Below are 26,820 nucleotides of genomic sequence, written 5' to 3' on the forward strand. Positions count from 1 at the left end.
GACAGCTACGGGTGATCAGGCCTTGTCGGCGCCCTCGGTCTCGGGTTCGGGCACGAAGTCGATGCCTGTCTCCTTGCGCTGCTCCGGCGTGATCGGGCCGGGTGCATCGGTCAGCGGATCGACACCGCCACCGGACTTGGGGAACGCGATGACCTCGCGGATCGAGTCCATCCCGGCGAGCAGCGCGGTGATGCGGTCCCAGCCGAAGGCGATGCCGCCGTGCGGGGGCGCGCCGTACTTGAACGCCTCGAGCAGGAAGCCGAACTTCTCGTTCGCTTCCTCCTCCGAGATGCCCATCACCTTGAACACCCGCTCCTGGATGTCGGGGCGGTGGATACGGATCGAGCCGCCACCGATCTCGTTGCCGTTGCAGACGATGTCGTAGGCGTACGCCAGCGCCGAACCCGGATCGGTATCGAAGGTGTCGATGTACTCGGGCTTGGGCGAGGTGAACGCGTGGTGCACCGCGGTCCACGCCGAATGACCGAGGGCCACATCACCGCTCGCGGTCGCGTCGGCCGCCGGCTCGAACAGCGGGGCGTCGACCACCCACACGAACGCCCATGCGTTCGGATCGATCAGATCGAGCTTGCGGGCGATCTCGTCGCGGGCGGCGCCGAGCAGTGCACGCATCTGCTTGGTGGGACCGGCGGCGAAGAAGATGCAGTCGCCGGGGTTCGCGCCCACGTGCGCGGCGAGACCCTCGCGTTCGGCGTCGGTGAGGTTCTTGGCGACCGGACCGCTCAACGTGCCGTCCTCACCGACGAGCACGTAGGCGAGACCCTTGGCACCGCGCTGCTTGGCCCACTCCTGCCATGCGTCGAGCTGACGACGCGGCTGGCTCGCGCCACCGGGCATGACGACGGCACCGACGTACTCGGCCTGGAAGACGCGGAAGGTGGTGTCCTTGAAGAACTCCTTGCACTCCACGAGTTCGATGCCGAAACGCAGATCCGGCTTGTCGGTGCCGAAACGGCGCATGGCCTCGGCGTAGGTCATCCGCGGGATCGGGGTCTCGAGTTCGTAGCCCACCAGGCGCCACAACGCGTGCAGCACCTCCTCGGCGAGGAGGATCACGTCGTCCTGATTGACGAACGCCATCTCGATGTCGAGCTGGGTGAACTCGGGCTGACGGTCGGCGCGGAAGTCCTCGTCGCGGTAGCAGCGGGCGATCTGGTAGTAGCGCTCGATGCCACCGACCATGAGCAGCTGCTTGAACAGCTGCGGGGACTGCGGCAGAGCGTAGAAGTTACCGGGCTGCAGGCGGGCCGGGACCAGGAAGTCGCGCGCACCCTCCGGCGTGGAGCGGGTGAGGGTCGGGGTCTCGACCTCCACGAACTCGTGGTGGGCGAGCACCGCGCGGGCAGCAGCGTTGACCTTGCTGCGCAGACGGATGGTCTTGCCCGGCTTCTCGCGACGCAGATCCAGGTAGCGGTACTTCAGGCGCGCTTCCTCGCCGACCTGATCGTCGAGCTGGAACGGCAGCGGGGCGGCCTCGTTGAGAACCACGAGCTCGGAGGCGTCGACCTCGATCGCACCGGTCGGGATCTCGAAGTTCTGGTTGCCCTCGGGGCGGACCTCCACCTTGCCGGTGATCCGGACGCAGTACTCCGCGCGGAGCCGGTGCGCCTGCTCGAGGACGCCGGCGCTGCGGAAGACCACCTGCGAGACACCCGAGGCGTCGCGCAGGTCGATGAAGATGACCCCGCCGTGATCGCGTCGCCGGGCAACCCAACCGGTGAGGGTGACTGTCTGCTCGGCGTGCTCGGCTCGCAACGAGCCGGCGAGATGGGTGCGCAGCACGGAATTCCTTTCGAAACGATCAGCGACGGGTTCGTCGGCTGTAATCCTACGAAAGACACGATCGGCCCGAGCGCACCCGTACCGAATAGTTCGTGCCAAGCTTGTCCGAATCCGACGAACACAGGAGAAAGCGGCGGCGATGACGTTCAGAGAAGGTGCACGCATGGATGCGGGCCGTGTCCGTACCGGCGGCGGTGGGCGTGGCGGAAAGCTCGCTCTCGGTGGCGGGGCCGGCGGCCTGATCGTCATCATCCTGGCGCTGCTGTTCGGCGGCGATCCGTCCTCGCTGCTCGGCTCGGGAATGCCCGACACCTCCGGCGATCCGCAAGCCGAGAGCGCACTCGAACAGTGCGAGGTCGGTGGCAGCGCCGCGAACGAGAACGTCGACTGCCGGGTGCTCTACACCGTCGGGTCGCTCGACTCGGTGTGGGAGCAGCAGTTCGCGACACAGACCGGCGTGGCCTATGTGCAGCCGGAGGTCGAGATCTTCACCTCGGCCACGTCCACCGGTTGCGGCAACGCCACCAGCGACATCGGGCCCTTCTACTGCCCGGCGGACCGGACCGCCTACTTCGACACCAGCTTCTTCGACGAACTCGAGACACGGTTCGGCGCCAGTGGAGGTCCGCTCGCGCAGGAATACGTCGTCGCCCACGAGTTCGGGCACCACCTGCAGAACCAGCTCGGCGATCTCGGTCGCGCACAGGCCGACCCGCGCGGCCCCGAATCCGGCGCTGTCCGTACGGAACTGCAGGCCGACTGCTACGCCGGGGTGTGGGCCTACCATGCCGACAAGCTGCCCGAGCCGACCACCGGAGAGCCCTTCCTCGTGCCGCTCACCGACACCGACATCCGCGACGCACTGTCGGCCGCGTCGGCCGTCGGCGACGACCGGATCCAGCGGGCCGCCACCGGCCGGGTGAACCCGGAGGGATGGACTCACGGGTCGTCCGAGCAGCGTCAGGCCTGGTTCCTGGCCGGATACCGCACCGGCCGGGTCGACGCGTGTGACACCTACTCGGCACGCGATCTCGACAACCCGCCGGCACTGCGCTGAGTTCCGCGGTGTCGTGAACCGCAGAGCGAGCGCCGGGACGCCGTCACGCGACGGTGACGGTCATGTTCGCGCGGTCGGCGACCAGTTCGGCATGCTTCCGCATGCGCAGCGAGATGGGCCAGGTACCGGCGCGGCGCGCCTTGAAACAGAAGACCCGCTCGCCGGTCCCTCCCGGCAACGGGTTCTTCGACGGCAGGAATCGGATGTCGCGAAGGACGAGTCCCTCTCCGACCCTCGACGTCGACCAGCAGTAGTCCCGGGAGGTGTTCTCAGGGAGATGCAGTTCGATCGTGTCCCCGACACCGACCGTGACATCCTTCGGACCAGTGGCGATGTGCTTCATGACCTCAGGATAGCCCGCGAATGTGATTTTCCTCACTCTCGTGACCATGGCGCTAGCACACCCGTCGCGACCGCGATGTGTGATGGGACACAAAACGGGGCATTCGTTCTGCATGCACGAAGAACGAGCCGGAATCACACGCAGCGACGCGGTGATGGGAGGACGCCTTCTCGCTCTCGCACACGAGAACGGCTACAGCGAACTGACCGAAGAGGTCGCGGCGCTGGTGTCGAGCCCCGGTTCGGACCCGCCGTCACAGATCACTCCCCCGCTCTACGGGAACGTGCTGAGGTGGACAGTCTCGACGATCGCCGACGTCGTCGTCGACAAGATCGGCCCGCAGGTGCGTGGCGACGAGAGCTTCGAACTGACCATCCGGACCGAGAGCGGCCGTCACGTCCGGCCGGAGGAACTCCCGCAGCCGGAGAGCACCGTGATGAAAGCGGTCGTCGACGCGCTCGCCGGCGACTCGGTCGCGGCCCGCAGCGAACTCGACGAAGTGGTCTTCGCCATGGACTGGGCGTCGCAGATGGAAGCGCTGGTCGAGGCGGTGCTCTGGCTCGACCGGCTTCTCGACACCCCGGTACCGGACGGGAACGACACGCCGCCCTGGTGACCCCCATACGCGGATGGGCGTGAACGGCGAGCGATGCCCGCCTTCACTCCCCTGACCCCCGAGATACTCACGGCCTCCGTCGCCGATCGCGCCGAGGCGCTCACCGGAAGCGTGTGCATCGCCGTGAGCGCACCGGACGCGGCAGACCCGGTGGAATTCGCACAGCGTGTCGCGACGGAACTGAGAACGCGGGGCCGCGCAGCGGACGTCGTCGACCTCCACGATTTCGTCCGGCCCGCATCGCTCCGGCTCGAGCACGGACGGACCGATCCGTACAGCTACCGCCACGACTGGTTCGACTACGCCGCGGTCGACCGAGAGGTGCTGCGCGCGGTACACGAACATCGACGATGGCTTCCGCGGCTGTGGGACGAACGCACCGACCGTTCGGCGCGCGAGCGCCCGCGTCGAGCGGCGGAGGACCAGATCCTCGTCGTCGCCGGCCCTATGCTTCTCGGCCGTGGTCTCGACTTCGATGTCACCGTCGTCCTGACGATGTCCCGGGGCGCGCTCGAAAGGCGCACGCGCCCCGAGGATCACTGGACGATCGACGCGGTGCTCGAACATGACGCGGTGCTCGAACATGCAGGAGCGGACGCGGACGTCCTGGTGCGCTACGACCACCCCACCCGCCCGGCAGTGCGGACGCGATCCGACTGAGCGGTCCTGCCGTCGCGGATCATCGTCCCGATCGAGGCTTGGCCAGGACCCGGTGAACCGCCGAGGTCACCGCGTCGGGCGCCACCGTGCCGAAGACCGCCATGGATTTCGCGAGCACGGAGCCGGGCACCACAGTCGCCTCGCCGCGCATCAGAGCGGCATAACCGTCGCGCGCGACGTGCGCAGGATCGTCCTTGGGCGCCTTCCCGAGGATCGTGTCGAGCATCCCGGCACGTGCGAAAAAGTGGGTGTCGGTGGCACCGGGGAGCATCGCGGTGAGCGTGACCCCGCTACCGTCGAGTTCCTTGCGGACGCCGTCGGTGAAGGACTGCACGAAGGCCTTGGACGCGTTGTACACGGCCTGGTAGGGGCCGGGCATCTTCGACACCACCGACGAGGTGACGAGCATCCGGCCCGAGCCCGCCCGCAGCATGTCGTTCAGCAGCAGGTGCGCCAGATGCACCGTCGAGCGCACGTTGACGTCGACGATCGAGAGGACGTCCCCGAGCTCTGCGTCGACGAACGCCCCGCCGATCCCGACACCGGCGTTGAGCGCAGCCGCCGCCGGGACGCGACCTCCGGCCGTCGCAGCCTCGTGGACCGCCCGGACCCCTTCCGGAGTCCTCAGATCCGCGTGGACCGACTCCACCTCCGCGCCGGACGTCCGCAGGTCTGCGGCGACCTCGTCCAGAGTGTCCGATCTCGCCGCGAGCACGAGGTCGTATCCGTCGGCCGCGAACAGGGCCGCCAACTCCCGGCCTATGCCTCGCGATGCTCCGGTCACCAGAGCGAGAGGTCGAGCGTCGTTCATATCTCCTCCTCGGCACGTCTGGCTCGCGGGTACCCACACCCCGCCGGGTCGACACGGCGCCGGGATCTCGCAACCGTTTGGGGCGGGCACGTCCTCGGGTATGCGGAGGGCACCCTGCGCGCGCAGTCCCTTCCGAGTTCTGGAGTCCACTTGCAGCACAAGATGTATCGGTCGTCGTCCGACATTGCATCGGAGGATGCACGCGAGGAACTCTGCGCCGCCGCGCAGAAGGTGTTCGGCTGGGACACGCTGCGTCCCGAACAACTGGACGCGATGGTTCCGCTGCTGGGCGGACGCGACGTCCTCGCCGTGATGGCCACCGGCTCCGGGAAGTCCGCGATCTATCAGGTGCCCTCGCTGCTGCTACCGGGGGTGACGGTCGTCGTCTCGCCCTTGATCGCGCTCCAGAACGATCAGATCGCCGGTCTGGACCACTCGGAGGCACCCGAGGCGGTCGCGATCAATTCGCGCCAGCGCGAGTCGGAGAACGAGGCGAACTGGCGGGCCGTGCTCGAACACGATGCCGACTACGTCTTCCTCGCCCCCGAGCAGCTCGCCAAGGACGAGGTCCTGGAGCGTCTGAGAAGCGTGGAGGTCTCGCTCCTCGTCGTCGACGAAGCGCACTGTGTCGCCATGTGGGGCCATGACTTCAGGCCGGAATATCTACGCCTGGGAGACGTGGCCGAGGCCCTGGGCCGGCCACCCGTCGTCGCGCTCACCGCCACCGCCTCACCCCCGGTCCGCGAGGACATCGTCGAGGCGTTGCGCATGCGGGATCCGCTCGTCGTCGCCGGTGGTTTCGACCGCCCGAATCTCGACATCGAGGTGCGCAGGCACACTGACGACGGCGAGAAGCGGCGCGCCGTCGTCGAGGCCGTGGCGTCCCTGCCCGGTCCCGGCATTCTGTACGCCGCGACCCGCAGGGACACCGAGCGATACGCAGAGGCCCTGCGTGAACGCGGGATCGACGCGTGCCCGTATCACGCCGGGATGCGCGCGGCCGAGCGCGAGGACGTTCACCTCGGATTCCTCGACGGTCGCTGCGATGTCGTGGTGGCGACCTCCGCCTTCGGTATGGGCATCGACAAGCCGGACGTGCGTTTCGTCGTGCACGCCTCGACACCGGACTCGGTCGATTCCTACTACCAGCAGATCGGGCGCGCCGGACGCGACGGGGAGCCGGCCACCGTCCTGATGTTCTACCGTCCCGAGGATTTGTCGCTCGCGACCTTCTTCACCACCCACAACCCCGACGAGGACCTGATCGGCCAGGTGTTCTCGGCGGTCCGCTCCGCGTCGCCGATGAGGCTCGGACGGCTGCGTACCGAGCTCGACGTGCGGGGGCGGAGACTGGCCAACGCGGTGAACCTGCTCGAACGGTGCGGAGCGCTCGTCTCCGGCCGGCGTGGACTCTCCGCCGCCGACATCCCCCGACGGAAGGCGGTCGAGCACGCACGCGAGACGGCCGCGTCGGGCGAACGACTGGACCGATCGCGGGTCGAGATGATGCGGGGCTACGCCGAGACTCGCGGTTGCCGCCGCCTGCCCATGCCGAAGAACCCGTGGCGTGAGGGGCCACGGGTTCTCCGGATCCCGTCATCACGACGGGTGGGTACGGATCAGGGGCGAACCGTGCCGGGGGTGGTCCGCGTGCGTGTCAGGAGCACACCGAGCGCGATCATGCCCACGCCCAGGACGAAGTGCAGCCAGTCGTCCGCGGAGTTCACCGGCACGAAGTTGGCGCCGCTGTCCTTGTCGATGATCAGGCCGTAGATCCAGAGCACCAGGTAGATCCCACCGCCGATGATCAGGAAACTGCGGGCGGTTGCCACGGCCCGGGCCGCAGCGAGCCCCAGGACACCGAACAACAGGTGCACGATGTTGTGCAGGATGGAGACCTGGAAGATCCCCAGGAGCATGGCTTCGGAATGATGGCCTGCGCCCGAGAGTTGATCGTAGTCCGACGTGACCCCCGGGATGAAGCCGAGGATGCCCACCAGGAGGAAGACAGCGCCCACCACGAGCGCCGCAGTCTGCACCGGTGTTGCCGTCATCGAGCCACGGCCGGGGCTTGGGGTTCGAGATGTCATGTTCCGCGTCCTCTCACCGAACGTCCGTTCGGGTCGAGTGGTCCGAATTACATTCCCCGGTTAGCCGTGACCGAACGAACCCAAACGTCGGTTTCCGTGTTCGAGGACGGAGGTCGAGAACGGCGGCCGAGGGCGGGTGCGGCACTCCACCCTCTGGCCGGACGGACACGACCGTGTCCGGGCACGACGAAGGCCCGCGGGATCAACCCGCGGGCCTTCGAGTCTGCGAGGCTCAGGCCTGGCTGCTGCCGAACGCATCGCCGGCCGCATCAGCAGAACCGGTGAAGAAGTTCAGCACGTCGAACAGGTCGGACAGGTTACCGAAGAGGTCGACAAGGAACTCGAGTGCAGGCACGGGCTTCTCCCATCAATGGAACGGCATCGAAGTTGTGACGACTCGCGTCGACACGCGATCCAATTGTTACCTGCATTCGACAGCTGCGCAGCGCGAAGAATTGTAGTCCGGAACACAAATCGGCCCTAGCAGGGGAAATATGGAGAGTTCGGTGAAAATCGGCCCGATATGTCGTATTATTCGGGGAGTTTCCAGGCCGGACAATACGGCCTATTCGGGGAAGATTCCCATATTACAAGATCGCCTTGTGGCCATATCTCCACCCCGCGGGGGAACTTCCGCCGGTGCCCGTTCGTCCTATCCTGTAAGTACACCTGCCCACCCGACCCCGAGGGAGTCATGAAACGCCCCAAGCGAAAACCTCGAAGACCCGTCCCGCCCAGATATGACGCTCTGCTCGTCACCCGAGCCCGGTCCCCGAAGTGCTGACCGCCCTCGGAATCGCGGCCGGCATTCTTGTCGTTCTCGCCATCACTGCACTGACCGGCTACTTCGTCGCGCAGGAATTCGCGTACATGGCCGTCGACCGCTCCCGCCTGAAGGCCCGCGCCGAAGGCGGTGACTCGGCTGCAGCCCGCGCACTGGCGGTCACCCGCCGCACCTCCTTCATGCTTTCGGGCGCTCAGCTCGGCATCACCGTCACCGGCCTGCTCGTCGGCTACGTCGCGGAACCGCTGATCGGTAGCGGTCTCGGCGAACTGCTCGGCGGGGTGGGTATCCCCACCGCGGTGGGTGTCGCCGTCGGCACCGTGCTGGCCGTGCTCTTCTCGACGGTGGTCCAGATGGTCTTCGGTGAACTGGTACCGAAGAACCTCGCCATTGCCCGTCCCGAACCGGTCGCACGCCGCCTCGCCCTGTCGACGAGCGCCTATCTCGCCGTCTTCGGATGGCTGATCAAACTCTTCGACGCGTCGTCGAATCTCCTGCTACGCGCATTGCGCATCGAGCCGGTACACGACGTCGAGCACTCCGCGACACCACGCGACCTCGAACACATCGTGGCCGCGTCGCGCGAGACCGGCGAACTTCCGCCGGAATTGTCCACCCTCCTCGACCGGATCCTCGAGTTCCCGACCCGGACCGCCGAACACGCGATGATCCCGCGGTCGCGGGTCGACGTCGTCGAACTGGACGAGCCGGTCGCCACCATCCTCGACAAGATGAGCGAGGGGCACACCCGATACCCCGTGGTGGGCACCTCGTCCGACGATCTGCGCGGTGTCGTGCACCTGCACGACCTCCTCGGCCTCGACACCCCGACGGGCACGGCCGCGGGGGTCTGCCGCCCCCCCGTGATCGTGCCGGCCACGCTGGCACTGCCGGAGGTTCTCACCGAACTGGCCCGGGCCGAGGACGAGATGGCACTGGTGATCGACGAGTACGGCGGGTTCGCCGGCGTCGTCACCCTCGAGGACATCGCGGAGGAACTGGTCGGCGAGATCGCCGACGAGCACGATTCTGCGATGGCCGCCGAGGTCATCCGCCCCGAGGGCGACGGCTGGATCGTCCGCGGCGACGCACACATCGACGAGGTGGCCCGCACCCTCGACCACGAACTGCCCGAGGGCGACTACGAGACGCTCGCCGGCTTGGTCATCACCGAGTTCGGTGGCCTCCCCGAGGTGGGTGACACCGTCCGGATCACACTGGATCCGGATCCCGCCGAACTGCTGAACGGGGACGGCCCGATCCACAGGACCCTGGTGGCCGAGGTACGCGACATCGACAAGCACGTGCCGTCGTCCGTGCGCGTGACCGTTCTGACGGACGAGGTGACCGGCAATGAGTAATCCTGTGGTCGTCGCGGTGGTGACGATCGGCCTGATCGCCGCCAGCGCGTTCTTCGTCGCGGTCGAGTTCGCGCTCATCGCGGCGCGACGACACCGACTCGAGGACGCAGCGACGTCGAGCCGCTCGGCGCGGGCCGCCCTGCGCAGCGCGTCCGAACTGTCGGTGCTCCTCGCGGGATCCCAGCTCGGTATCACGGTGTGCACGCTCGCACTCGGTGCGACGACGAAACCCGCAGTGCACCACTGGCTCACGCCGTTGTTCGAGAACTGGGGCGCGCCGCTGTGGCTCGCGGACGTGGCCGGTTTCGTCCTTGCGCTGATCATCGTGACGTTCCTGCACCTCGTCGTCGGCGAGATGGCACCGAAGTCGTGGGCGATCGCCCACCCGGAGAAGTCCGCCACGATGCTGGCGCTGCCGATGCGCGCGTTCATGTGGGTGACCCGGCCGTTGATCGTCCGGTTGAATCATATGGCGAACTGGTGTCTGCGAAAGGTCGGTGTGGACCCGGTGGATCAGGTCGCCGAAGGTCAGGATCCCGATGCGCTGCGGCACCTGGTCGAGCACTCGGCCACCGTCGGCACGCTCGACGAGCGCTATCACGGGCACCTGAGCAGCGCGCTGGAGCTCGAGACGCTCACGCTCGGCGAGATCGTCACGCCGCAGGCCGAGCCGAGCAGCGTGAAGCCGACCTCGACGGCCGTCGAGATCCGTGAGACGGCCCATCGCACCGGGCACCTCCGGTTGCTCGTGCGCGACAACGGCCACGTGGACGGTGTCGTGCACGTGCGCGACAGTCTCCAGGCCGCACCCGGAACCACTGCGACCGAACTGATGCGCCCCGCGCTGACGATCGACGCCGCGACGCCGGTCTACGAGGCGCTGAAGACGATGCGGGAGACCAGGAACCATCTGGTCACCGTCACCGAGAACGGACGGATCGTCGGATTGATCACCCTCTCGGACGTCCTGGCCCGGCTGCTGCCGATGAGCGGCGCCACGAGCTGACGTACCGACGTCAGGCCCGTCCCGGATCTCCGGGACGGGCCTGACGTCGTTTCCTGCCCCGGCCGGGACCGTTCAGGAGTGTCCGAGTGCGGCGTGCATCTCCCAGACGATGATCTCGGCGCCGGTGGCTGTGGTGAGCTCTCGGCCGCCACCTCCGGCGATCCGCGCTGCGTCTCCTTGGGCGAGAGGTCCGGCTCCCTCGAGTGCGGCTTCGCCCCGGGCGACGAAGAGGTGCACGAAGGGTGCGTCCGGCAGCGTCACGGGGCGATCCGGACGCATCCGCGCGACGTGCATGGCGGCATATCTGTTGCGGATGCGGATGGCGGAATGGTCGGCGTAGGCGTCCATTCCGGATGCGACCGGCACGAGTCCGCCGGAGAGCAGTTCGTCGTCGATCTCGAGTTGTTCGTAGCCCGGCTCGATCCCGGCTTCGTCCGGCAGCACCCACATCTGCACGAACCGCACCGGTTCGTCGTGCTCGGCGGCATACGATGCAGTGGCACCGGGATGACGCCACGAGTCGTTCTTCTCGGAGTGGAGGATCCCCGAGCCCGCGCTCATGCGCTGCGCGAGACCCGGGTAGATCACCCCGGAATGCCCCGTCGAGTCCTGATGCACGAGCGATCCGCGGAGCACCCAGGTGACGATCTCCATGTCGCGGTGCGGGTGAGTGTCGAAACCGCTTCCCGGACGGACGATGTCGTCGTTGTTGACCATCAGCATCCCGAAATGCGTGTTGTCGGGATCGTAGTGGTGGCCGAACGAGAAGGAGTGCCTCGAATCGAGCCAGTCGATCTTCGTGTGGAGGCGGTCGTCCGCGCGGCGGACGTCGAGAATCGGTGCGGTGCTCATGCGGGGTCCTGTGTCGGGCAGTTCGGATCTGCGGTGGGCGGATTGCGGCGGGGGCGGATACGCGCCTGGGGCAGGGGCGGCGCCGGGAGACGCTCGACCCTCCCGGTGTAGCCGGAGACGCGGCCGAACCGATCGCACCCGCGTTCCCAGGCGTCCCGGTAGGCGACGATCTCGGCGTGGTCTCGGCCGACGAAGTTCCACCACATCACGATCTCCTCGCCGAGGGGTGTTCCGCCGAGGAGGACGATACGTGCGGGTTCGTCGGTAATGTTGGTCAGTTCGAGGGCCGGCACGCCGGTTCCGGTGTAGCCGAGGGCGGCTCGCGTGAGCACGGTGCCGAACAGCGCGACCGTACCGGTGTCGACGAGCACCCCGTGCTCGAACGACGGGTCGACGTCGAGGGTGATGCTCGCCGCGGGGTCCAGGACGATCTCTGCGCCGAGCAGCGGGGTGTACGTCGTCACGGGCGACTCCTCGCCGGCGAGCGAACCGAGGAAGACCTTGACCTCTGCACCGGGCACCCGAACGACCGGCGGCACGTGGTGCTGGAAGTCGCGGGGCGCGTCGCGATGTGCGTCGGGCAGGGCCACCCACAACTGCACGCCGTGCAGTGTCGTGGTCGCGGAGGTGGAGACCTCGGAGTGACAGATTCCGTGGCCTCCGGTCATGAGGTTCAACTCCCCCGGCCGGACCATCGCGTGCACGCCGTGACTGTCGCGGTGTTCGATCTCGCCGGTGAACAGCCACGACACCGTCTGCAGACCGGCGTGGGGGTGCGGTGCGACGTCCATGCCGCCGGTGCGGGAGACGTCGTCGGGGCCGTAATGGTCGACGAAGCACCACGCGCCGATCAGCGAACGCTGCCGTTGCGGAAGCGTACGGCGCACGGGCATGGCCCGGGGGCCACCGAGCGGGACCTCACGCGAGGTGATGATCTCCACGCGGGGGCGGAGCGGGTCGCGGATGGGGAGGTCCTCCGTCCGGCAGCGGATCTCCTCGGGACGGGTGTCGGTGTTGCTCATGCCGCTCGACTCCTCTCGGTGGTCCGTCGGTCGACCCTATCCATTGTGTCACATTTGATTGCGCAGTCAACTAACACGGGTACACTGGGGATCATGGGAGACGCGAAGTGGCTCAGCGACGACGAACAGCGCCTGTGGCGCGCCTATCTGGATGCGACGCGCCTGCTGTTCCAGAATCTCGACAAGCAGCTACTGCGGGACTCCGACATCTCCTTCACCGACTTCGAGATCCTGGTCCTGCTGTCCGAGGCACCCGACCGCCGGATGCGCATGCGCGACCTCGCGGACGCGAGCACCACGACCCGCAGCGGCATCACCCGCGCCGTCTCCCGCATGGAGAACGCGGGGTGGGTGCGGCGCGTGGAGTGCGAATCCGACCGACGCGGCGCGTGGGCCGAACTCACGGACGTCGGCTACGCGAGACTCGCCGAGGCGGGTCCCGGCCACGTCGGGGCGGTCCGCGAGAACATGTTCGACCTGCTCTCCCCCGCCGACATCGCCCCCATGACCGAGGTCTTCGCCCGCATGCGCGATCGCATGATCGACGGCAGACGGTAGGCCTCCGCCCCGAAGCGAACTCCGCCCGCACCTCCGGAGCGGGACGTCGATCGGATCACGGATATGTTGACCGGGTCACAGCCACGACCTCCGAAGGCGGTACCTCCCATGCGGCACGACCCGCGACGCACCTCGCTCGACCTGTATCCGTTGCAGCGCACGATCACGCCCCTGTTCGGCGACACCGACGCGCTCGGACACATCAACAACGTCTCGATCGCCCGCTACTTCGAGCAGGCCCGCGTCCTCGTCATGGAGGCCGTGTCGTCGACTTTGGGCGACACCTACCCCTTCGAGCGTGCGGTACTCGCGAAGATCGAGATCAACTTCCTGGCCGAGTTGTTCTATCCGCACGACATCGTCATCGCCACCGGTGTCCACCGCATCGGGACATCGTCGGTGGTGATCGGCTCGGCCCTGTTCCAGCACGGCCGGTGCGTCGCGCTCGCCGACTCGGTGGACGTCGGCACCGCCGCCGAAGGCGGCTCGCAACCGATCTCCGAAGCATCGCGCGTGGCGTTCGAGAAGGTCCGGCTCGCATACGACGACTGACGCGCCGCCCACGAACCGCCTCAGAACAGGGTGAGCGCCGCCTCGGGTTCGGGGACGCGTTCGTCGGCGCGCAGCGCACCCCTCTCCTCACGCCGAGCGGACGCCCGGACCCCGAGGCGGTGACGTTCGAGCAGGGGCGCGACCCGCTCGTCCAACCACTGCGAGTACTCCGGAGCAACGTACGCGCCCCGTCCGTAGAGGCGGCGATAGCGTCTCATGAGGGCAGGATGCTCCTGCGCGAGCCACGACAGGAACCACCCGCGGGTCGAGCCGCGCAGGTGCAGCGGTATTACGGTGACCCCCGACGCGCCGGCGGCGGCGAGGGAGCCGAACAGCGTGTCGAGGTGCTGTCGCGAGTCGGTGAGGAAGGGCAGCACCGGAGCGACCATGACGTGGCACGACAATCCGGCGTCGACGACCGCCTTCACGAGATCGAGACGGGCCTTCGGTGACGGCGTGCCCGGTTCGATGTGCGCGGCCAGTTCGGGATCGCCGATCGGGAGCGACACCGCGACCGACACATCGACCTGACCGGCCGCCAGCGACAGGAGCGGAAGATCGCGGCGCAGCAGCGTGCCCTTCGTGAGAATGGAGAAGGGGGTGCCGGATTCGGCGAACGCCCGGATGACTCCGGGCATCAGCCGGTAGCGCCCCTCTGCCCGTTGGTAGGGATCGGTGTTGGTACCGAGCGCCACGTGTTCCCGGGTCCAGGATCGTCGCGCGAGTTCGCGGCGCAGGACGGCGGCGACGTTGGTCTTGACGACCAGTTGCGAGTCGAAGTCGTGCCCGCCGTCGAGATCGAGGTACTCGTGCGTGGGCCGGGCGAAGCAGTACCGGCAGGCATGGGTGCAGCCCCGGAACGTGTTGACGGTGTACCGGAACGGCAACCGGGAGGCCTCCGGCGTCCTGTTCAGCGCGCTCTTGCACAGCACCTCATGGAAGGTGACTCCCTCGAACTCCGGCGTGCGGACACTACGGACGAGACCGGCCCGTTCGAGGCCCGGCAGAGCTCCGTCGTCCGCATCCACAGTCTGACCCGCCCACCTCATACCCCCAGTCGAACATGTGTGCTATTCGCTGTCAACAGATCGTTCGGCATCGTGGTCGATCGGACGGAGCGCACTCGCGGTGCAACGAATACATCGGCATCCCCATCCGTTCATCCACAGGCGGCCGAGGGTCCGGTGGCTCGCCCGGTGCGCTCGAGTTACAGTGCTCGCCACACTGATCTTCGATGGGGGGTTCGATGAGCGGTCTGTTTCCCGGTGCCGGAATCCGGGTGGTGCCCGATGGTATTCGAGCGTTCGGGGCCACGAATCTTCGTGCGGCCGAGCAGGTGGCGCAGGCGGGGACGTTCGAACTGCAGGCCAACATCTCCGCGTTGAGTCCGGCTCTGGGACTCATCGGCGGAGAGTTCCTCGCGGTGTTCGCCGCGGCCCAATCCGAGCACACCAGTGCCGTCGCGCAACTGTCGTGGGCCTACGCGTCCAACGGCATCGCAGCACACGAGGCGGCCACCGGTTACGAAACGACCGACACCGGAACGGCTTCGGCGCTGGCCGACGCTGCGGGAGGACTGTGATGCAGGGATCGGTCATCGACACCGCAACACCCGCAGCGTCACCGACCGTTCTCGACGCTCTCCGCGCGTCGCCGATCGGACCGGTCCTCGACGCACCGCTGCCGATACTTCCGGAACCCGTTCTTCCCGAGCCGGGTCTGCCCGTCCTCGAGGCGAATTCGATCGTCGAGCTGCTCGAATCGATTCCGGTACCGGTGCTGCCCGATCTCGAGACGATCGTGCGGCCGCTCACCGAACTCTGCTCGATGTTCGGCACCGGTATCCTCGACTCGCTCGATCCGTCGGCGATCCTGCAGCAGGGGTCGCGTCTGCTCGAGACCGCCACGATGCTCGGACGCAGTGCGCTGCACGCACTTCCGGAGTCGTGGGAGGGAGCAACGGCCGACGAGGCCGCAGGTCACGGTGTGCGCGCGCAGCAGTCGGCCCTCGAACTGGCCGACCGCGGCGACCGGATCGGCGACGTCACCCGCGCCGCCACGGCGACCGTCGAACGCGGCAACATCGAATTGACCGGCATCGCACAGTCGTTCGTGACCACGGCGATGGCGGCCGCACCGGCTCTCGCGACGCCGCCGGGCCAGGCCGCCCTGTTGGCGTCCGCCGCGCAGCATCTCCAGGCTGCCCTGGCCGTCGTTGCGCGTACCCGGGGCGAGCTGACGGTCCACACCGCCGCGATGACGGCGCTGACCACGCCGATTCCCGTGCCCGCGCCGGTGGCCGTGACCGGGGTGCAGGAGATGCGCACGGTCGCCACGGCCGCAACCGATGTCGCGTCGAGTGTCGCAGCGCCGTTCACGGCCGCCGCGCACGCCGCGACCACTCCCACCGCCTACGCGGCGACCGCGCCCGCCGCACACGCGGCGGTTCCGACCGTCGGTGCGGCGGTCGCGGGATCGGCCGGAACGGTGTCGGCCGGAGTGGTCACCGGTCACGGCACCGCGGGGGCCGCGTTCGGAACTGCGGGTGTGCCTGCCGCCGCTCCGATTCCGACCGCCCCGGGCTCGGGCGGGAGTGCGCAGGCCACGACCGGCGCGAGCGCGATGGGAAGGGCACCCTCGACCGGTGGGATGGTCCCCGCGACGTCCGCTCGCGGGTCCGACGACGAGGAGCACCGCTCCCCCACCCGTCTGCTGAGTGCCGCCGCGGAGGGCACCGAGGTCGTCGGCGAACTGCCGTTGGTCGTTCCCGCCGTGATCGGTTCGCACGACGACCGCTGAGCATTACTCGTCGATCGGACGAGCCTGTCAGTCGACGAGGGAGGCGACCTCGTGGTCGGTCAGCGTCGTCTGCGGCACCCGGCCGGCGCCGCGCGCGAGTTCGATCGCCCGGTAGAGCGGGCGTTCGCCGAGCGCGGCGTCGCGGGCCTCGGCCCGCAACTGTTCGACGAGCACCGACGAGATCGCCGCCGCCGGAGCGATCTCGCTGGTGGCGAGCGCATCCGCGAGCTTTCGCAGGGCCAGCACGTCGAGTTCGCGACCGCCGCCGTTGGCGTACAGGGCGAGCGGGACCGACACGAGATTGTGCTCACCGTCGTTGACGCGCACGACGGCCTGCGATACCCCGCCCACCCGGACGATCAGTTCGACACCGGCGAGTCGCGCGAGATCGACACTGCGCGACCGGAACGCCCCCGACAGCGTGACGACGGTGCCGCGCAGCAGCAGGTGCCGACGCGTGGCCAGGAACGCACCGACGGCCGGCGGCACCGCGAAGACGGCCCCGACGAGCAGCGCGACCCATCCGGGCGCGACGATCCAGACCAGAACGCCGAGGACGACGCCGACGGCGAGCGCGAGCAGCGCGATCCTGCGGGCGCGTGGCCGGAGCAGCCGGGACGGGATCAGATCGAGCGGGACGGCGGCACCGTCCCGGTCGTCATGCGCCGGCAACGACCTCACCCACACGGGCGACGACGTCCGTGAGTGCAACGCTGTGCTGCTCGCCGTTGCGCAGATCCTTGACGACGACCTCACCTGCCTCGAGTTCGCGGTCACCGAGCACGAGCGCGACGACGGCACCGGACTTGTCGGCCGCCTTCATGGCGCCCTTGAGGCCGCGCCCACCGTATGCGAGGTCGACGCGGACACCCGCGGCGCGCAGTTTGTGCGCGATGGGCACGAGGGCGACCTTGGCGGCGTCGCCCATCGGCACCCCGTACACCTCGCACCGCGCGGGGCTGCCGGCGGTCTTGCCCTCGGCGGCGAGCGCGAGAACCGTGCGGTCGACGCCGATCCCGAAACCGATTCCCGAGAGCGGCTGGCCGCCGAGCTGTTCCATGAGCCCGTCGTAGCGGCCACCACCACCGATGCCGGACTGGGCGCCGAGCCCGTCGTGGACGAACTCGAAGGTGGTCTTCGTGTAGTAGTCGAGGCCGCGCACCATGCGCGGATTGACGACGTACGGGACGCCGATCGCGTCGAGGTGGGCGAGTACCTCGTCGAAGTGTGCGCGAGCGGTGTCCGAGAGATGGTCGAGCATCAGCGGCGCGTCGGCGGTCATCTCGCGGACCTCGGGGCGCTTGTCGTCGAGCACGCGCAGCGGGTTGATCTCGGCGCGGCGGCGCGTCTCCTCGTCGAGCGGGAGCGCGAACAGGAACTGCTGCAGCTTCTCCCGGTACTGCGGACGGCAGGTCTCGTCGCCGAGCGAGGTGATCTCGAGGCGGAATCCGTCGAGTCCGAGCGACCGGAATCCTGCGTCGGCAACCGCGATGACCTCGGCGTCGAGCGCGGGATCGTCGATGCCGATCGCCTCGACACCGACCTGCTGGAGCTGACGGTAGCGGCCCGCCTGGGGGCGCTCGTAGCGGAAGAACGGCCCGGAATAGGACAACTTCACGGGGAGCTGACCGCGGTCGAGACCGTGCTCGATCACCGCGCGCATCACGCCCGCGGTGCCCTCGGGACGCAGCGTGACCGAGCGCTCACCGCGATCGGCGAAGGTGTACATCTCCTTCGTGACGACGTCGGTGGACTCGCCGACGCCGCGAGCGAACAGGCCGGTGTCCTCGAAGATGGGCAGCTCGACGTGCCCGTACCCCGCCAGGCGTGCGGCACGGGTCAGACCGTCCCGTACCGCCACGAACTCCGCCGACTGCGGGGGAACGTAATCGGGCACACCCTTCGGCGCCGAAAACGTGGAGGCCTTGCTCACTGGTACTGCCTTCTCTCGGGATTCTCTCGGTTGGTCACCGGACGGATCGCGGTGTTCGTGCCGTCAGCGGGATTCTGCCAGGCCGGTGAGGAAGGGATTCGACTCCCGCTCCTGCCCGATCGTGCTCGCTCCGCCGTGTCCGGGGAGGATGTTGGTGCCGTCGTCGAGCACGAGCAGCTTGCGCGCGATCGAGTCGAGCAGTTGCGCGTGGTCGCCGCCGGGCAGGTCGGTGCGGCCGATCGACCCCTGGAACAGGGTGTCGCCGGTGAGCGCGACGTTCAGGGCGGCCCCGTCCGGGGTGGTGGTGCGCGTGCGCAGGACGACCGAGCCGCGGGTGTGTCCGGGCGTGTGGTCGACGACGAACTCGATTCCGGCGTGTTCGATCTCGTCTCCGTCGCCGAACTCCACGACCTGCTGCGGGTCGACGAACTCGACGCCGTCGAGGAAGGGGGCGAGGCTCGACCCCATGCCCTGCAGCGGATCGGTGAGCATCATCCGGTCGTCGGGGTGGATGTAGACGGGGATCCCGTACCGGTCGGCCACCGGCTGCGCCGACCACATGTGGTCGAGGTGACCGTGCGTGAGCAGCACCGCCCGGGGCGTGAGATCGGATCCCGTGAGGAACTCCACGAGCGGCTCGGCGGCGTCCTGGCCGGGATCGACGACGACGCACTCCTTCGCGTTGTCCTGCGCGAGGATGTAGCAGTTGGTCTGGAACATCCCGGCAGGGAATCCGGTCACGAGCACGAGCATCGCTCCTACGGGTGGAAGCCTTCGAGGTCTCCTACAGACTATGCGTTGCGCCCTGCCCGCGGGTTGCCGGTCCCGGGTGGCAGACTCGGGTCTGCTTCGAAGTCGGTTGGACCACATCGATCGTTCACGGGAGGACTACTGCAGTGCCGAGCAACGCACAACGGCGCCAGGCCGCGAAACGCAAACTCGAACGGCAGCTCGAGCGTCGAGCCGAACGCGAGCGCAAGCGGCGCCGCATGACGATCGCGCTGTCCGCGCTCGGAGTGATCGTGGTCGTCGGCGCCGGTGTTGCTCTGTGGGCGGTCGACCGGGGCGACGACACGGCCACCGAGGCGGCGTCGAACGACACCTCGGGTTCGGAAATGGAGTACGCCGCGCTCCCCGACGGCCGGTCCGAGCCGTTGCCCGAGACGGTGAGCTGCTCCTACACCGCGGACGGCCGCGAACCGTCGAAGCCGGCAGAGCCGCCGCGCACCGAGGGCATCCGCACCACCGGTGAGGGCAACACGGACATCAGCGTCAGCATGGAGACGAGCCAGGGGAACATCGGCCTGATCCTGCACAACGACGATTCGCCGTGCACCGTCAACAGCTTCCTGTCGCTGGCCTCGCAGAACTACTTCGACGACACGCCCTGCCACCGGCTGACCACCTCGCCGTCCCTGCAGGTCCTGCAGTGCGGCGACCCGTCGGGTAGCGGGTCGGGCGGTCCGGGATACCAGTTCGCCAACGAGTTCCCCACCGATCAGTTCGCCGCCGACGATCCCGCCGCGCAGGAACCGATGACCTATCCGCGTGGCACCCTCGCGATGGCCAACGCCGGCCCGGACACCAATGGCAGCCAGTTCTTCCTGGTGTACGGCGATTCGGTGCTGCCGCCGCAGTACACCGTCTTCGGCACGATCGACGAGACCGGTCTCGCGACCCTCGACAAGATCGCCGCGGCCGGCGTCGCAGGCGGAGCCGCCGACGGTGCCCCCGCGCTGGAGACCACCCTCACGTCGGTCAGGATGGACTGATGATCCGATTGCGCACCGCCCTCGCCGCCGGCGCCGGGCTGGCACTCCTGCTCACGGGGTGCTCCGACGATTCGTCCACCGATACCGCCGCGAGCTCGTCGGCACCGGCGTCCGCCGCCGACCGGCAGTCCCCCGCCTACACGGGCGAACTACCGGAGCGACCCAGCGGCACCGACTCCGTCTCGTGCACCTACGACGCCTCGGGTGACGCCGCACGCGACGTGACCGCCCCCGCCTCGGACGACGTCTCCGCCACCGGCGCTGCTGCCGCGCAGATCACCACCAGCGTCGGCGTGATCGGCGTCGAACTCGACCGTGCCGCGGCACCGTGCACGGTCAACAGCTTCGTGTCCCTCGCGGAGCAGGGCTACTTCGACGACACGCCCTGCCACCGGCTGGTGACCTCACCGGGTCTGCAGGTGCTGCAGTGCGGCGACCCGACGGGCACCGGCACGGGCGGGCCGGGTTACGGCTTCGACACCGAGTACCCGGAGAACGCGTACGCACCCGGCGACGCCCAGCTGCGCCAGCCGGTGATCTACCCGCGCGGCACGGTCGCGATGGCCAACACGGGCCGGCCCGGCAGCAACGGCAGCCAGTTCTTCCTGGTCTACGAGGATTCGCAGCTTCCCCCCACCTACACGGTCTTCGGGACGGTCGACGAGGCCGGACTCGCCGTGATCGAGGAGGTCGCGGCGGAGGGCGACGACGGATCGATGGCGGCCGGCGGCGGTGCCCCCAACCGCGCGGTGCAGATCGAGTCGGTGACCGTCGGGTCCTGACACCCTCGTTCGCACGGAACGTACGGACGTCCCGTCCCGGAGATTCCGGGGCGGGACGTCGTCGTCCGGCGCGAGACCGAGACGGATTCGGTCAGGCTGCCGAGGTCACCCGGTACACGTCGTAGACGCCCTCGACGTTGCGGACGACGTTGAGCACGTGCCCGAGATGTTTCGGGTCGCCCATCTCGAAGGTGAACCGGCTCACCGCGACCCGATCGCCTGTGGTCGTCACGGAGGCCGACAGGATGTTGACCTTCTCGTCGGCGAGTGCCTTCGTCACGTCGGACAGCAGACGGTGCCGGTCGAGAGCTTCGATCTGGATCGCGACGAGGAACACCGACGACGGCGAGGGCGCCCACTGCACCTCGATGATGCGCTCCGACTGCTCCCGCAGCGACCCGGCGTTGGTGCAGTCGGTGCGGTGCACGCTCACCGCTCCGGTGCGGGTCACGAAGCCCATGATCTCGTCGCCGGGGACGGGCGTGCAGCACTTGGCGAGCTTCGAGACCGTGCCCGGTGCGCCCGGCACGAGGACACCGGAGTCGCCGCTGTTCCGCGAGCGGGTCGGGATGGTCGACGGTGTGGACCGCTCGGCCAGTTCCTCTTCGACGCCACCGACGCCACCAAGCAGCGCGACCAGCCGTTGCACGACGTGGTGCGCCGAGACGTGGTGCTCACCGACCGCGGTGTACAGCGCCGAGACGTCGGCGTACCGCAGTTCCTTGGCGACCGTGACCATCAGGTCGGCGTTCATCAGGCGCTGCAGCGGCAGACCGACGCGACGGACCTCCTTCGCGATGGCGTCCTTGCCGGATTCGAGGGCCTCCTCGCGACGTTCCTTGGCGAACCACTGCCGGATCTTCGCCTTGGCGCGGGGTGAGACGACGAACGACTGCCAGTCGCGGCTCGGGCCGGCGTTGGGGTCCTTGGAGGTGAAGACCTCCACGACCTCGCCGTTCTCGAGCTTGCGTTCGAGGGCGACGAGGCGGCCGTTGACGCGGGCTCCGATGCAGCGGTGCCCGACCTCGGTGTGCACGGCGTACGCGAAGTCCACGGGCGTCGAGCCGGAAGGCAGCGTGATCACGTCGCCCTTGGGCGTGAAGACGAAGATCTCCTTGACCGCCAGGTCGTAACGGAGCGATTCGAGGAACTCCCCCGGGTCGGCCGCTTCCCGCTGCCAGTCGAGGAGCTGCCGCATCCAGGCCATGTCGTCGAGCTCGGCGACATCACCCGAGTGGCGTCCCTTGGTCTCCTTGTACCGCCAGTGCGCGGCGATGCCGAATTCTGCGGTGCGGTGCATCTCGTGCGTGCGGATCTGCACCTCGAGCGGCTTGCCCTCGGGACCGATGACGGTGGTGTGCAGCGACTGGTAGACGCCGTAGCGGGGCTGGGCGATGTAGTCCTTGAACCGTCCCGCCATGGGCTGCCACAGCGAGTGCACGACACCGACGGCCGCGTAGCAGTCGCGGATCTCGTTGCACAGGATGCGCACGCCGACCAGGTCGTGGATGTCGTCGAAGTCGCGGCCCTTGACGATCATCTTCTGGTAGATCGACCAGTAGTGCTTGGGCCGGCCCTCGACGACCGCGTCGATCCGCGACGCGGAGAGTGTCCGTCCGATCTCGTCACGGACGGTGGCCAGGTAGGTGTCGCGCGACGGTGCGCGGGTCGCGACGAGCCGGACGATCTCCTCGTACTTCTTCGGATGAAGGATCGCGAAGGCGAGGTCCTCGAGCTCCCACTTGACCGTCGCCATCCCGAGGCGGTGGGCCAGCGGGGCGATGACCTCGAGGGTCTCGCGTGCCTTGCGGGCCTGCTTCTCGGGAGGCAGGAAGCGCATGGTCCGCATGTTGTGCAGACGGTCGGCGACCTTGATGACGAGCACCCGGGGGTCGCGCGCCATCGCGATGATCATCTTGCGGATGGTCTCGCCCTCGGCGGCCGAACCGAGCACGACCTTGTCGAGTTTGGTGACGCCGTCGACGAGATGCGCGACCTCTTCACCGAACTCGGCGGTGAGCTGCTCGAGCGTATACCCGGTGTCCTCGACGGTGTCGTGGAGCAGTGCCGCGACGAGGGTCGTGGTGTCCATGCCGAGTTCGGCGAGGATCGTGGCGACCGCCAGCGGGTGGGTGATGTAGGGATCGCCGGACTTGCGCTTCTGGCTGGCGTGCCGTTCCTCCGCGACGTCGTAGGCCCGCTGCAGCTGCGAGAGATCGGCCTTCGGGTACAGCTCGCGGTGGATGGTGACCAGCGGCTCGAGGACCGGCTTGAGGCTCGTGCCCCGCTGACCGGTGATGCGTCGTGCCAGGCGCGCGCGTACCCGCCTCGACGCGGAGGTCGATGCCGGTGTGGGGGTCGGGTTCTGACCGGAATTGTGGGACCGATCGAGATTCTGGGTCATGCCTCAACCTCCCGTCGCGGCTGCGAACCCGGTTCGTCACCGATGCGCATGTCCGGACCGTACGGGTCCGGCGGGTTCACCGGCACCTGTGGCAACTCTATCCCTCAGATCCGCATGAGAGACGTCAGCGGGTACTTCTGCAGTCGCGTCCGGCCGCCGAGGGCTTCGATCTCGGTGACGACGGTGATCCCGACGACCTCGGCGCCGACGCGTTCGAGCAGTTCGACGGTGGCGGCGAGGGTTCCGCCGGTCGCAAGGACGTCGTCGACGACGAGCACCTTGCGGCCCTGCAGGGCCATCCAGTCGCCCGGGATCTCGATCGCGGCGGTGCCGTATTCGAGGCTGTATTCACAGGTCTGGACGGGCGGCGGGAGTTTGCCCGCCTTGCGGACGGCGAGCACGCCCACCCCCAGGGTGCGGGCGATGCCGCCGCCGAGGAGGAAGCCGCGCGCATCGATACCGGCGACGAGTTCGGCGTCGGGTGCCGCGGAGGCCAGCGCCGCGATCACGGCCGAGAAGGACGGTCCGTCGGCGAAGACGGGCGTCAGGTCGGCGAAACGGACACCCGCGGTCGGGAAATCGTCGACCCATCGGGTGTGTTCGGCCACGGCCACGGCAGCTTCTTCGACGAGCCGCGTATCGCCGATCCGTTGAGCGCTCATCCTCCGAGTATCCACCGGTCCATGTTCCAGCCCGCACCCGCGGTCGTCGGGTTGGGCACCCCTGCATGCATTCCCGCCGCGAACCCGATCGTGCGGGGCTGCGCGAACAGGGGCAGGGTGGGGACGTCGCCCCACAGGATGCGTTCGGCCTCGGTCGCGAGTCCCGCGATGGCTGCGTTGTCCTTCGCCACGAGCAGGCCGTCGAGCAGTTCGTCGACGCGCCCGATCGAATAACCGCCGACGTTGCTGCCGGCCCCGGAGTGCAGTGCGTCGCGGGCGTGCTCCATGTCGGCGGCGCCACCGGCACCGGCGGCCGTGGCCGTCCCGACGAGGATCGCGTCGACCTCCCCCGCCGTCAGCTGCGACGGCGTGAAGGTGTCGGAGCCGGCGTCGACGATCTCGATGCCCGCCTCGCGGCAGGATTCGCCGATCAACTCGACGGTGCGCGCGCGGCGCTCGTCCGGTCCGAGATAGCCGATGCGGACCTGCATGCGGTCCTGACCGGAGGCCTCACGTTCGGAACGCGCGGCGTCGATGTCGACCTCGGCGTAGCCTTCGGCGGTCGGCACGGTCTGCGGGTACAGCGGCGAGTCGGGCGCCAGGAGCCGCGAGGTGATCGGGCCCGTGACGCCGTTCGACTCGTCGGACACGCCGAGTTCGTCGAACAGCTGTGTGCGAGGCGTGCACAGGGCGACGGCGCGGCGCGCCGCCGGGTCCTGGAAGACACCGCTCGTGGCGAACACCAGTTGTTCGAGGTTGCGTGAGACGACGGTGGAGACGTCGGCGCCGTCGCCGAGGTTGCTGTGGCCGACGGATCCCTCGGCCACGTCGACGACGTGGATGCGGCCGTCCTCCGCGGCCGCGGACGTGTCGGTGCCGCGCGGCCAGACGACGATGCGGTCGGTGCCCGGGGCGTTCCCCCACCACCGCTCGTTCGCGACGAGCGTCAGGCCGTCCTCGGCGGTGTACGACTCGAGGCGGTACGGGCCCGCGGACGGGAACAGCGCCGGATCGATCTCACCCGGGGTGAGGGTCCAGCCGGTGTTCCAGAACTCCGCGATGCGCCGGACGGCCTCGGTGTCGTTCGCCGTGATCGCTCCGACCAGGTCGGACACACCCGACCTTCCTGCCGCCACGTGGGCCGGCATCAGCTCGGTGGCCCCGAACAGCGCCTTCCAGTTCGTGTCCTCGCGGCCGGGTCGGAAGACGACGGTGGCCTCCTTCGACCCGGGCTGACAGTCGACCCGGTCGATGTCGGCGTAACCACCACGATGGGCAGCGTCGAACAGCGGGACCTGCTCGCCGGACTCGTCGGGAGCGGTGAAGCGTCCGCTCGACGCAGCCCAGGCCAGGACGAGGTCGTCGCAGGACATGGGCACACCGTCGGAGTAGACCGCGTCCGGCGACAGGCGGTACTGCACGGTGAGCCCCTCACCGGGCACGACCGAGGCAGTGCCGATGTCGGTGTCCGCGATCACCCGGCCCTGCGGACCGACGTAGCCGAAGCCCGGCAGCACCCGGGCGAACGCCTGGCGCGCGCCCGAGGCCGCACCGTCGACGGTGTTCGCGTTGTAGGTCGTCACCGTGTTGTCGATCGCGTACCCGATCGAGTGCACCGGTTCCTCGTCCGTGCCGCACGCGACGGTGGAGAACGCGAGTGTCGAGGCCACCGCCGCGCACGCGAGGAGCGTGCCGCGGCGCCTCGGCGACCGCCTCGTCGTCGGGTCGTTCCGCTCGCTCACCGCCATGTCAGGACCTTCTCTTGCCGCGCTTTCCGGTGGGTCGTGCCCCGGGGGCAGGGCCGCGACGGACCGTCGCCCGGTCGGGCAGGGGTCCGGCGCCCTGCACCGTCGGCACCACCTTTGCGTCGACCGCGTCGGCCGACTGTGATCCGGCCGTCGTCCCGGCCTTCGCCGCGCGGGCGGCGGCCTCCTCCCGCTTGGCGAGCACCTTGCGGGTGTGCTTCGCGACCGGACCACGCCATTCCTCGAGCGTAACCAGCAACGGGGTCGCGAAGAAGATCGACGAGAAGGTACCGACGACGATGCCGACCAACTGGACGAGGGCGAGGTCCTTGAGCGTGCCCACACCGAGGAGCCACACCGCGATGACCATCAGCGCCAGCACCGGCAACACCGAGATGATCGTGGTGTTGATCGAGCGCATGAGCGTCTGGTTGACGGCGAGGTTGGCCTGCTCGGCGTAGGTGCGGCGGTGCAGGTGCAGGATGCCGCGGGTGTTCTCCTCGACCTTGTCGAAGACGACGACCGTGTCGTAGAGCGAGAAACCGAGGATCGTGAGCAGACCGATGACGGTCGCAGGACTGACCTCGAAGCCGACGAGGGCGTAGACACCCGCTGTCACGATGATGTCGAAGAACAGGGCGGTGATCGCTGCGATCGCCATGTTCCGCTGGTATCGGATCGTGATGTAGATGCTGACGATGACGAGGAAGACCACCAGCGCGATGAGCGCCTTGTTGGTGATCTGGCTTCCCCACGTCTCGCTGACGTCGGCGACGCTGATCGAGTTGCGGGACGGCTCACCGTCCGGCCCGGCGGGCTGGAACTCCTCGAACAGCGCGGTCTGCAGCTCGGCGACCTGCTCGCCGTCGAGGGTCTCCGACCGGATCTGGACGGTCGCTCCGTCGCCGGCGCCGACAGTCTGCACCGCCTCGGGTTCGAAGCCGATGGTGTCGCTGAAGACGGTCTCGACTTCCTCGACGGAGACGCCCGGCACGGCCGGCATCTGGATGCGGGTGCCGCCCTCGAAGTCGATACCCCAGCTGAATCCGCGCAGCAGCATGCTGAGCAGGGCGATCAACACGATCACCGCGGTGACGATGTACCACCGCTTGCGGCGTCCGACGATCTCGAAGGCGCCCGTGCCGGTGTACAGACGGGACAGTCGGCTGTGCTGCGGCGCGGCCGTCGTCGTGGTCGTGTCGGTCATC

At 68.6% G+C, this 26,820-nt stretch carries 26 protein-coding genes and 1 pseudogene; 12 read left to right on the forward strand and 15 right to left on the reverse strand.

Annotated elements, in window-relative coordinates; all coding sequences use genetic code 11:
* Window positions 1-15: 15 nt before the first annotated feature.
* Window positions 16-1,803 (reverse strand): aspartate--tRNA ligase, encoded by a 1,788-nt coding sequence (aspS, locus tag ACQR3U_RS00430; RefSeq protein WP_024100767.1) that lies wholly within the window; start codon window positions 1,801-1,803, stop codon window positions 16-18.
* Window positions 1,804-1,942: 139 nt separating this feature from the next.
* On the opposite strand from aspS, the gene ypfJ reads away from it, so the two are divergent.
* Complete coding sequence (gene ypfJ / locus ACQR3U_RS00435) at window positions 1,943-2,860, forward strand: KPN_02809 family neutral zinc metallopeptidase (RefSeq protein ID WP_024100766.1); 918 nt, start codon at window positions 1,943-1,945, stop codon at window positions 2,858-2,860.
* A gap of 43 nt (window positions 2,861-2,903) precedes the next feature.
* Here ypfJ and ACQR3U_RS00440 read toward each other — a convergent pair whose 3' ends face one another.
* Window positions 2,904-3,203, reverse strand: a complete 300-nt coding sequence (locus tag ACQR3U_RS00440) for a protease inhibitor I42 family protein (protein WP_230809455.1) — start codon at window positions 3,201-3,203, stop codon at window positions 2,904-2,906.
* A 112-nt stretch (window positions 3,204-3,315) separates the two neighbouring features.
* On the opposite strand from ACQR3U_RS00440, the gene ACQR3U_RS00445 reads away from it, so the two are divergent.
* Together ACQR3U_RS00445 and ACQR3U_RS00450 are read left to right on the forward strand one after the other, a co-directional pair.
* On the forward strand, window positions 3,316-3,819 hold the full coding sequence (locus ACQR3U_RS00445) for a hypothetical protein (protein ID WP_006551418.1): 504 nt from the start codon (window positions 3,316-3,318) through the stop codon (window positions 3,817-3,819).
* 33 nt (window positions 3,820-3,852) lie between these two features.
* Entirely contained in the window at window positions 3,853-4,479 is a 627-nt protein-coding gene (locus tag ACQR3U_RS00450; RefSeq protein ID WP_006551417.1) for a hypothetical protein, read from the forward strand.
* A 19-nt stretch (window positions 4,480-4,498) separates the two neighbouring features.
* On the opposite strand, the gene ACQR3U_RS00455 is transcribed toward ACQR3U_RS00450, so the two are convergent.
* Window positions 4,499-5,290: an SDR family NAD(P)-dependent oxidoreductase gene (locus ACQR3U_RS00455; protein ID WP_230809456.1), complete on the reverse strand. Its 792-nt coding sequence runs from the start codon at window positions 5,288-5,290 to the stop codon at window positions 4,499-4,501.
* A gap of 162 nt (window positions 5,291-5,452) precedes the next feature.
* Here ACQR3U_RS00455 and ACQR3U_RS00460 point away from each other — a divergent pair.
* Window positions 5,453-6,832, forward strand: a pseudogene (locus tag ACQR3U_RS00460) (RecQ family ATP-dependent DNA helicase); the annotation flags it as partial.
* A 77-nt stretch (window positions 6,833-6,909) separates the two neighbouring features.
* Here the strand turns inward: ACQR3U_RS00460 and ACQR3U_RS00465 are convergent.
* The gene (locus ACQR3U_RS00465) at window positions 6,910-7,344 is read right to left on the reverse strand and encodes a DUF4383 domain-containing protein (protein ID WP_033096579.1); all 435 of its coding nucleotides are present in this window, start codon (window positions 7,342-7,344) and stop codon (window positions 6,910-6,912) included.
* A gap of 268 nt (window positions 7,345-7,612) precedes the next feature.
* A complete protein-coding gene (locus tag ACQR3U_RS00470) occupies window positions 7,613-7,735 on the reverse strand; it encodes a hypothetical protein (protein WP_016933989.1) in 123 nt (40 codons plus the stop codon).
* 422 nt (window positions 7,736-8,157) lie between these two features.
* Between ACQR3U_RS00470 and ACQR3U_RS00475 the strand changes: the two genes are divergently transcribed.
* Window positions 8,158-9,525 carry a hemolysin family protein gene (locus ACQR3U_RS00475; protein WP_006551412.1) on the forward strand — a complete coding sequence of 456 codons (1,368 nt, stop codon included), beginning with the start codon at window positions 8,158-8,160 and terminating at the stop codon, window positions 9,523-9,525.
* Entirely contained in the window at window positions 9,518-10,531 is a 1,014-nt protein-coding gene (locus ACQR3U_RS00480) for a hemolysin family protein (RefSeq protein ID WP_230809457.1), read from the forward strand. Before ACQR3U_RS00475 ends, ACQR3U_RS00480 begins: the two co-directional genes overlap by 8 nt.
* Window positions 10,532-10,603: 72 nt before the next feature.
* Here the strand turns inward: ACQR3U_RS00480 and ACQR3U_RS00485 are convergent, their stop codons facing one another.
* Both ACQR3U_RS00485 and ACQR3U_RS00490 read right to left on the reverse strand, forming a co-directional pair.
* The gene (locus ACQR3U_RS00485; RefSeq protein ID WP_230809458.1) at window positions 10,604-11,383 is read right to left on the reverse strand and encodes a pirin family protein; all 780 of its coding nucleotides are present in this window, start codon (window positions 11,381-11,383) and stop codon (window positions 10,604-10,606) included.
* The gene (locus ACQR3U_RS00490; protein ID WP_230809459.1) at window positions 11,380-12,405 is read right to left on the reverse strand and encodes a pirin family protein; all 1,026 of its coding nucleotides are present in this window, start codon (window positions 12,403-12,405) and stop codon (window positions 11,380-11,382) included. The genes ACQR3U_RS00485 and ACQR3U_RS00490 overlap by 4 nt, the downstream gene beginning before the upstream one ends.
* A 93-nt stretch (window positions 12,406-12,498) precedes the next feature.
* Here ACQR3U_RS00490 and ACQR3U_RS00495 point away from each other — a divergent pair, with 93 nt between their 5' ends.
* Together ACQR3U_RS00495 and ACQR3U_RS00500 are read left to right on the forward strand one after the other, a co-directional pair.
* Window positions 12,499-12,963 carry a MarR family winged helix-turn-helix transcriptional regulator gene (locus ACQR3U_RS00495; RefSeq protein ID WP_006551408.1) on the forward strand — a complete coding sequence of 155 codons (465 nt, stop codon included), beginning with the start codon at window positions 12,499-12,501 and terminating at the stop codon, window positions 12,961-12,963.
* A gap of 108 nt (window positions 12,964-13,071) precedes the next feature.
* Window positions 13,072-13,515 (forward strand): acyl-CoA thioesterase, encoded by a 444-nt coding sequence (locus tag ACQR3U_RS00500; RefSeq protein ID WP_230809460.1) that lies wholly within the window; start codon window positions 13,072-13,074, stop codon window positions 13,513-13,515.
* Window positions 13,516-13,535: 20 nt separating this feature from the next.
* On the opposite strand, the gene ACQR3U_RS00505 is transcribed toward ACQR3U_RS00500, so the two are convergent.
* Window positions 13,536-14,564, reverse strand: coding sequence for an Rv2578c family radical SAM protein (locus ACQR3U_RS00505; protein WP_024100755.1), 1,029 nt, complete (start codon window positions 14,562-14,564; stop codon window positions 13,536-13,538).
* 197 nt (window positions 14,565-14,761) lie between these two features.
* Here ACQR3U_RS00505 and ACQR3U_RS00510 point away from each other — a divergent pair, with 197 nt between their 5' ends.
* Both ACQR3U_RS00510 and ACQR3U_RS00515 read left to right on the forward strand, forming a co-directional pair.
* The gene (locus tag ACQR3U_RS00510; protein ID WP_230809461.1) at window positions 14,762-15,097 is read left to right on the forward strand and encodes a type VII secretion target; all 336 of its coding nucleotides are present in this window, start codon (window positions 14,762-14,764) and stop codon (window positions 15,095-15,097) included.
* A complete protein-coding gene (locus ACQR3U_RS00515) occupies window positions 15,097-16,314 on the forward strand; it encodes a hypothetical protein (protein ID WP_230809462.1) in 1,218 nt (405 codons plus the stop codon). Before ACQR3U_RS00510 ends, ACQR3U_RS00515 begins: the two co-directional genes overlap by 1 nt.
* Before the next feature lie 27 nt (window positions 16,315-16,341).
* Here ACQR3U_RS00515 and ACQR3U_RS00520 read toward each other — a convergent pair whose 3' ends face one another.
* The 3 genes from ACQR3U_RS00520 to ACQR3U_RS00530 form a co-directional block, all read right to left on the reverse strand.
* The gene (locus ACQR3U_RS00520; RefSeq protein WP_170318498.1) at window positions 16,342-16,986 is read right to left on the reverse strand and encodes a hypothetical protein; all 645 of its coding nucleotides are present in this window, start codon (window positions 16,984-16,986) and stop codon (window positions 16,342-16,344) included.
* The gene (hisS, locus tag ACQR3U_RS00525) at window positions 16,973-18,247 is read right to left on the reverse strand and encodes a histidine--tRNA ligase (protein ID WP_006551401.1); all 1,275 of its coding nucleotides are present in this window, start codon (window positions 18,245-18,247) and stop codon (window positions 16,973-16,975) included. The genes ACQR3U_RS00520 and hisS overlap by 14 nt, the downstream gene beginning before the upstream one ends.
* 63 nt (window positions 18,248-18,310) lie before the next feature.
* Window positions 18,311-18,994 carry an MBL fold metallo-hydrolase gene (locus ACQR3U_RS00530; protein ID WP_230809612.1) on the reverse strand — a complete coding sequence of 228 codons (684 nt, stop codon included), beginning with the start codon at window positions 18,992-18,994 and terminating at the stop codon, window positions 18,311-18,313.
* A 149-nt stretch (window positions 18,995-19,143) separates the two neighbouring features.
* Here ACQR3U_RS00530 and ACQR3U_RS00535 point away from each other — a divergent pair, with 149 nt between their 5' ends.
* Both ACQR3U_RS00535 and ACQR3U_RS00540 read left to right on the forward strand, forming a co-directional pair.
* Window positions 19,144-20,019, forward strand: a complete 876-nt coding sequence (locus tag ACQR3U_RS00535) for a peptidylprolyl isomerase (RefSeq protein ID WP_006551399.1) — start codon at window positions 19,144-19,146, stop codon at window positions 20,017-20,019.
* Window positions 20,019-20,801 (forward strand): peptidylprolyl isomerase, encoded by a 783-nt coding sequence (locus ACQR3U_RS00540; RefSeq protein ID WP_230809463.1) that lies wholly within the window; start codon window positions 20,019-20,021, stop codon window positions 20,799-20,801. The genes ACQR3U_RS00535 and ACQR3U_RS00540 overlap by 1 nt, the downstream gene beginning before the upstream one ends.
* A 91-nt stretch (window positions 20,802-20,892) precedes the next feature.
* Here the strand turns inward: ACQR3U_RS00540 and ACQR3U_RS00545 are convergent, their stop codons facing one another.
* The 4 genes from ACQR3U_RS00545 to secF form a co-directional block, all read right to left on the reverse strand.
* Complete coding sequence (locus ACQR3U_RS00545) at window positions 20,893-23,205, reverse strand: RelA/SpoT family protein (RefSeq protein ID WP_006551397.1); 2,313 nt, start codon at window positions 23,203-23,205, stop codon at window positions 20,893-20,895.
* Window positions 23,206-23,309: 104 nt separating this feature from the next.
* On the reverse strand, window positions 23,310-23,867 hold the full coding sequence (locus tag ACQR3U_RS00550) for an adenine phosphoribosyltransferase (protein ID WP_006551396.1): 558 nt from the start codon (window positions 23,865-23,867) through the stop codon (window positions 23,310-23,312).
* Window positions 23,864-25,615: an ABC transporter substrate-binding protein gene (locus ACQR3U_RS00555; protein WP_006551395.1), complete on the reverse strand. Its 1,752-nt coding sequence runs from the start codon at window positions 25,613-25,615 to the stop codon at window positions 23,864-23,866. Before ACQR3U_RS00555 ends, ACQR3U_RS00550 begins: the two co-directional genes overlap by 4 nt.
* Window position 25,616: 1 nt before the next feature.
* Window positions 25,617-26,819, reverse strand: a complete 1,203-nt coding sequence (gene secF, locus ACQR3U_RS00560; RefSeq protein ID WP_230809464.1) for a protein translocase subunit SecF — start codon at window positions 26,817-26,819, stop codon at window positions 25,617-25,619.
* Between the last annotated feature and the right edge of the window lies 1 nt (window position 26,820).

This window comes from Rhodococcus sp. IEGM1339 (assembly GCF_050321925.1).
Classification (GTDB): Bacteria; Actinomycetota; Actinomycetes; order Mycobacteriales; family Mycobacteriaceae; genus Rhodococcus; species Rhodococcus pyridinivorans.

Coding starts and splice junctions, on each gene's coding strand:
- ACQR3U_RS00505 (WP_024100755.1), bottom strand. CDS start 14,564: ATGAGGTGGGCGGGTCAGACTGTGGATGCGGACGACGGAGCTCTGCCG.
- ACQR3U_RS00495 (WP_006551408.1), top strand. CDS start 12,499: ATGGGAGACGCGAAGTGGCTCAGCGACGACGAACAGCGCCTGTGGCGC.
- ACQR3U_RS00490 (WP_230809459.1), bottom strand. CDS start 12,405: ATGAGCAACACCGACACCCGTCCCGAGGAGATCCGCTGCCGGACGGAG.
- ACQR3U_RS00545 (WP_006551397.1), bottom strand. CDS start 23,205: ATGACCCAGAATCTCGATCGGTCCCACAATTCCGGTCAGAACCCGACC.
- ACQR3U_RS00500 (WP_230809460.1), top strand. CDS start 13,072: ATGCGGCACGACCCGCGACGCACCTCGCTCGACCTGTATCCGTTGCAG.
- ACQR3U_RS00450 (WP_006551417.1), top strand. CDS start 3,853: ATGCCCGCCTTCACTCCCCTGACCCCCGAGATACTCACGGCCTCCGTC.
- ypfJ (WP_024100766.1), top strand. CDS start 1,943: ATGACGTTCAGAGAAGGTGCACGCATGGATGCGGGCCGTGTCCGTACC.
- secF (WP_230809464.1), bottom strand. CDS start 26,819: ATGACCGACACGACCACGACGACGGCCGCGCCGCAGCACAGCCGACTG.
- ACQR3U_RS00540 (WP_230809463.1), top strand. CDS start 20,019: ATGATCCGATTGCGCACCGCCCTCGCCGCCGGCGCCGGGCTGGCACTC.
- ACQR3U_RS00550 (WP_006551396.1), bottom strand. CDS start 23,867: ATGAGCGCTCAACGGATCGGCGATACGCGGCTCGTCGAAGAAGCTGCC.
- ACQR3U_RS00480 (WP_230809457.1), top strand. CDS start 9,518: ATGAGTAATCCTGTGGTCGTCGCGGTGGTGACGATCGGCCTGATCGCC.
- ACQR3U_RS00515 (WP_230809462.1), top strand. CDS start 15,097: ATGCAGGGATCGGTCATCGACACCGCAACACCCGCAGCGTCACCGACC.
- ACQR3U_RS00510 (WP_230809461.1), top strand. CDS start 14,762: ATGAGCGGTCTGTTTCCCGGTGCCGGAATCCGGGTGGTGCCCGATGGT.
- ACQR3U_RS00485 (WP_230809458.1), bottom strand. CDS start 11,383: ATGAGCACCGCACCGATTCTCGACGTCCGCCGCGCGGACGACCGCCTC.
- ACQR3U_RS00465 (WP_033096579.1), bottom strand. CDS start 7,344: ATGACGGCAACACCGGTGCAGACTGCGGCGCTCGTGGTGGGCGCTGTC.
- ACQR3U_RS00455 (WP_230809456.1), bottom strand. CDS start 5,290: ATGAACGACGCTCGACCTCTCGCTCTGGTGACCGGAGCATCGCGAGGC.
- ACQR3U_RS00440 (WP_230809455.1), bottom strand. CDS start 3,203: ATGAAGCACATCGCCACTGGTCCGAAGGATGTCACGGTCGGTGTCGGG.
- ACQR3U_RS00445 (WP_006551418.1), top strand. CDS start 3,316: ATGCACGAAGAACGAGCCGGAATCACACGCAGCGACGCGGTGATGGGA.
- ACQR3U_RS00555 (WP_006551395.1), bottom strand. CDS start 25,615: ATGGCGGTGAGCGAGCGGAACGACCCGACGACGAGGCGGTCGCCGAGG.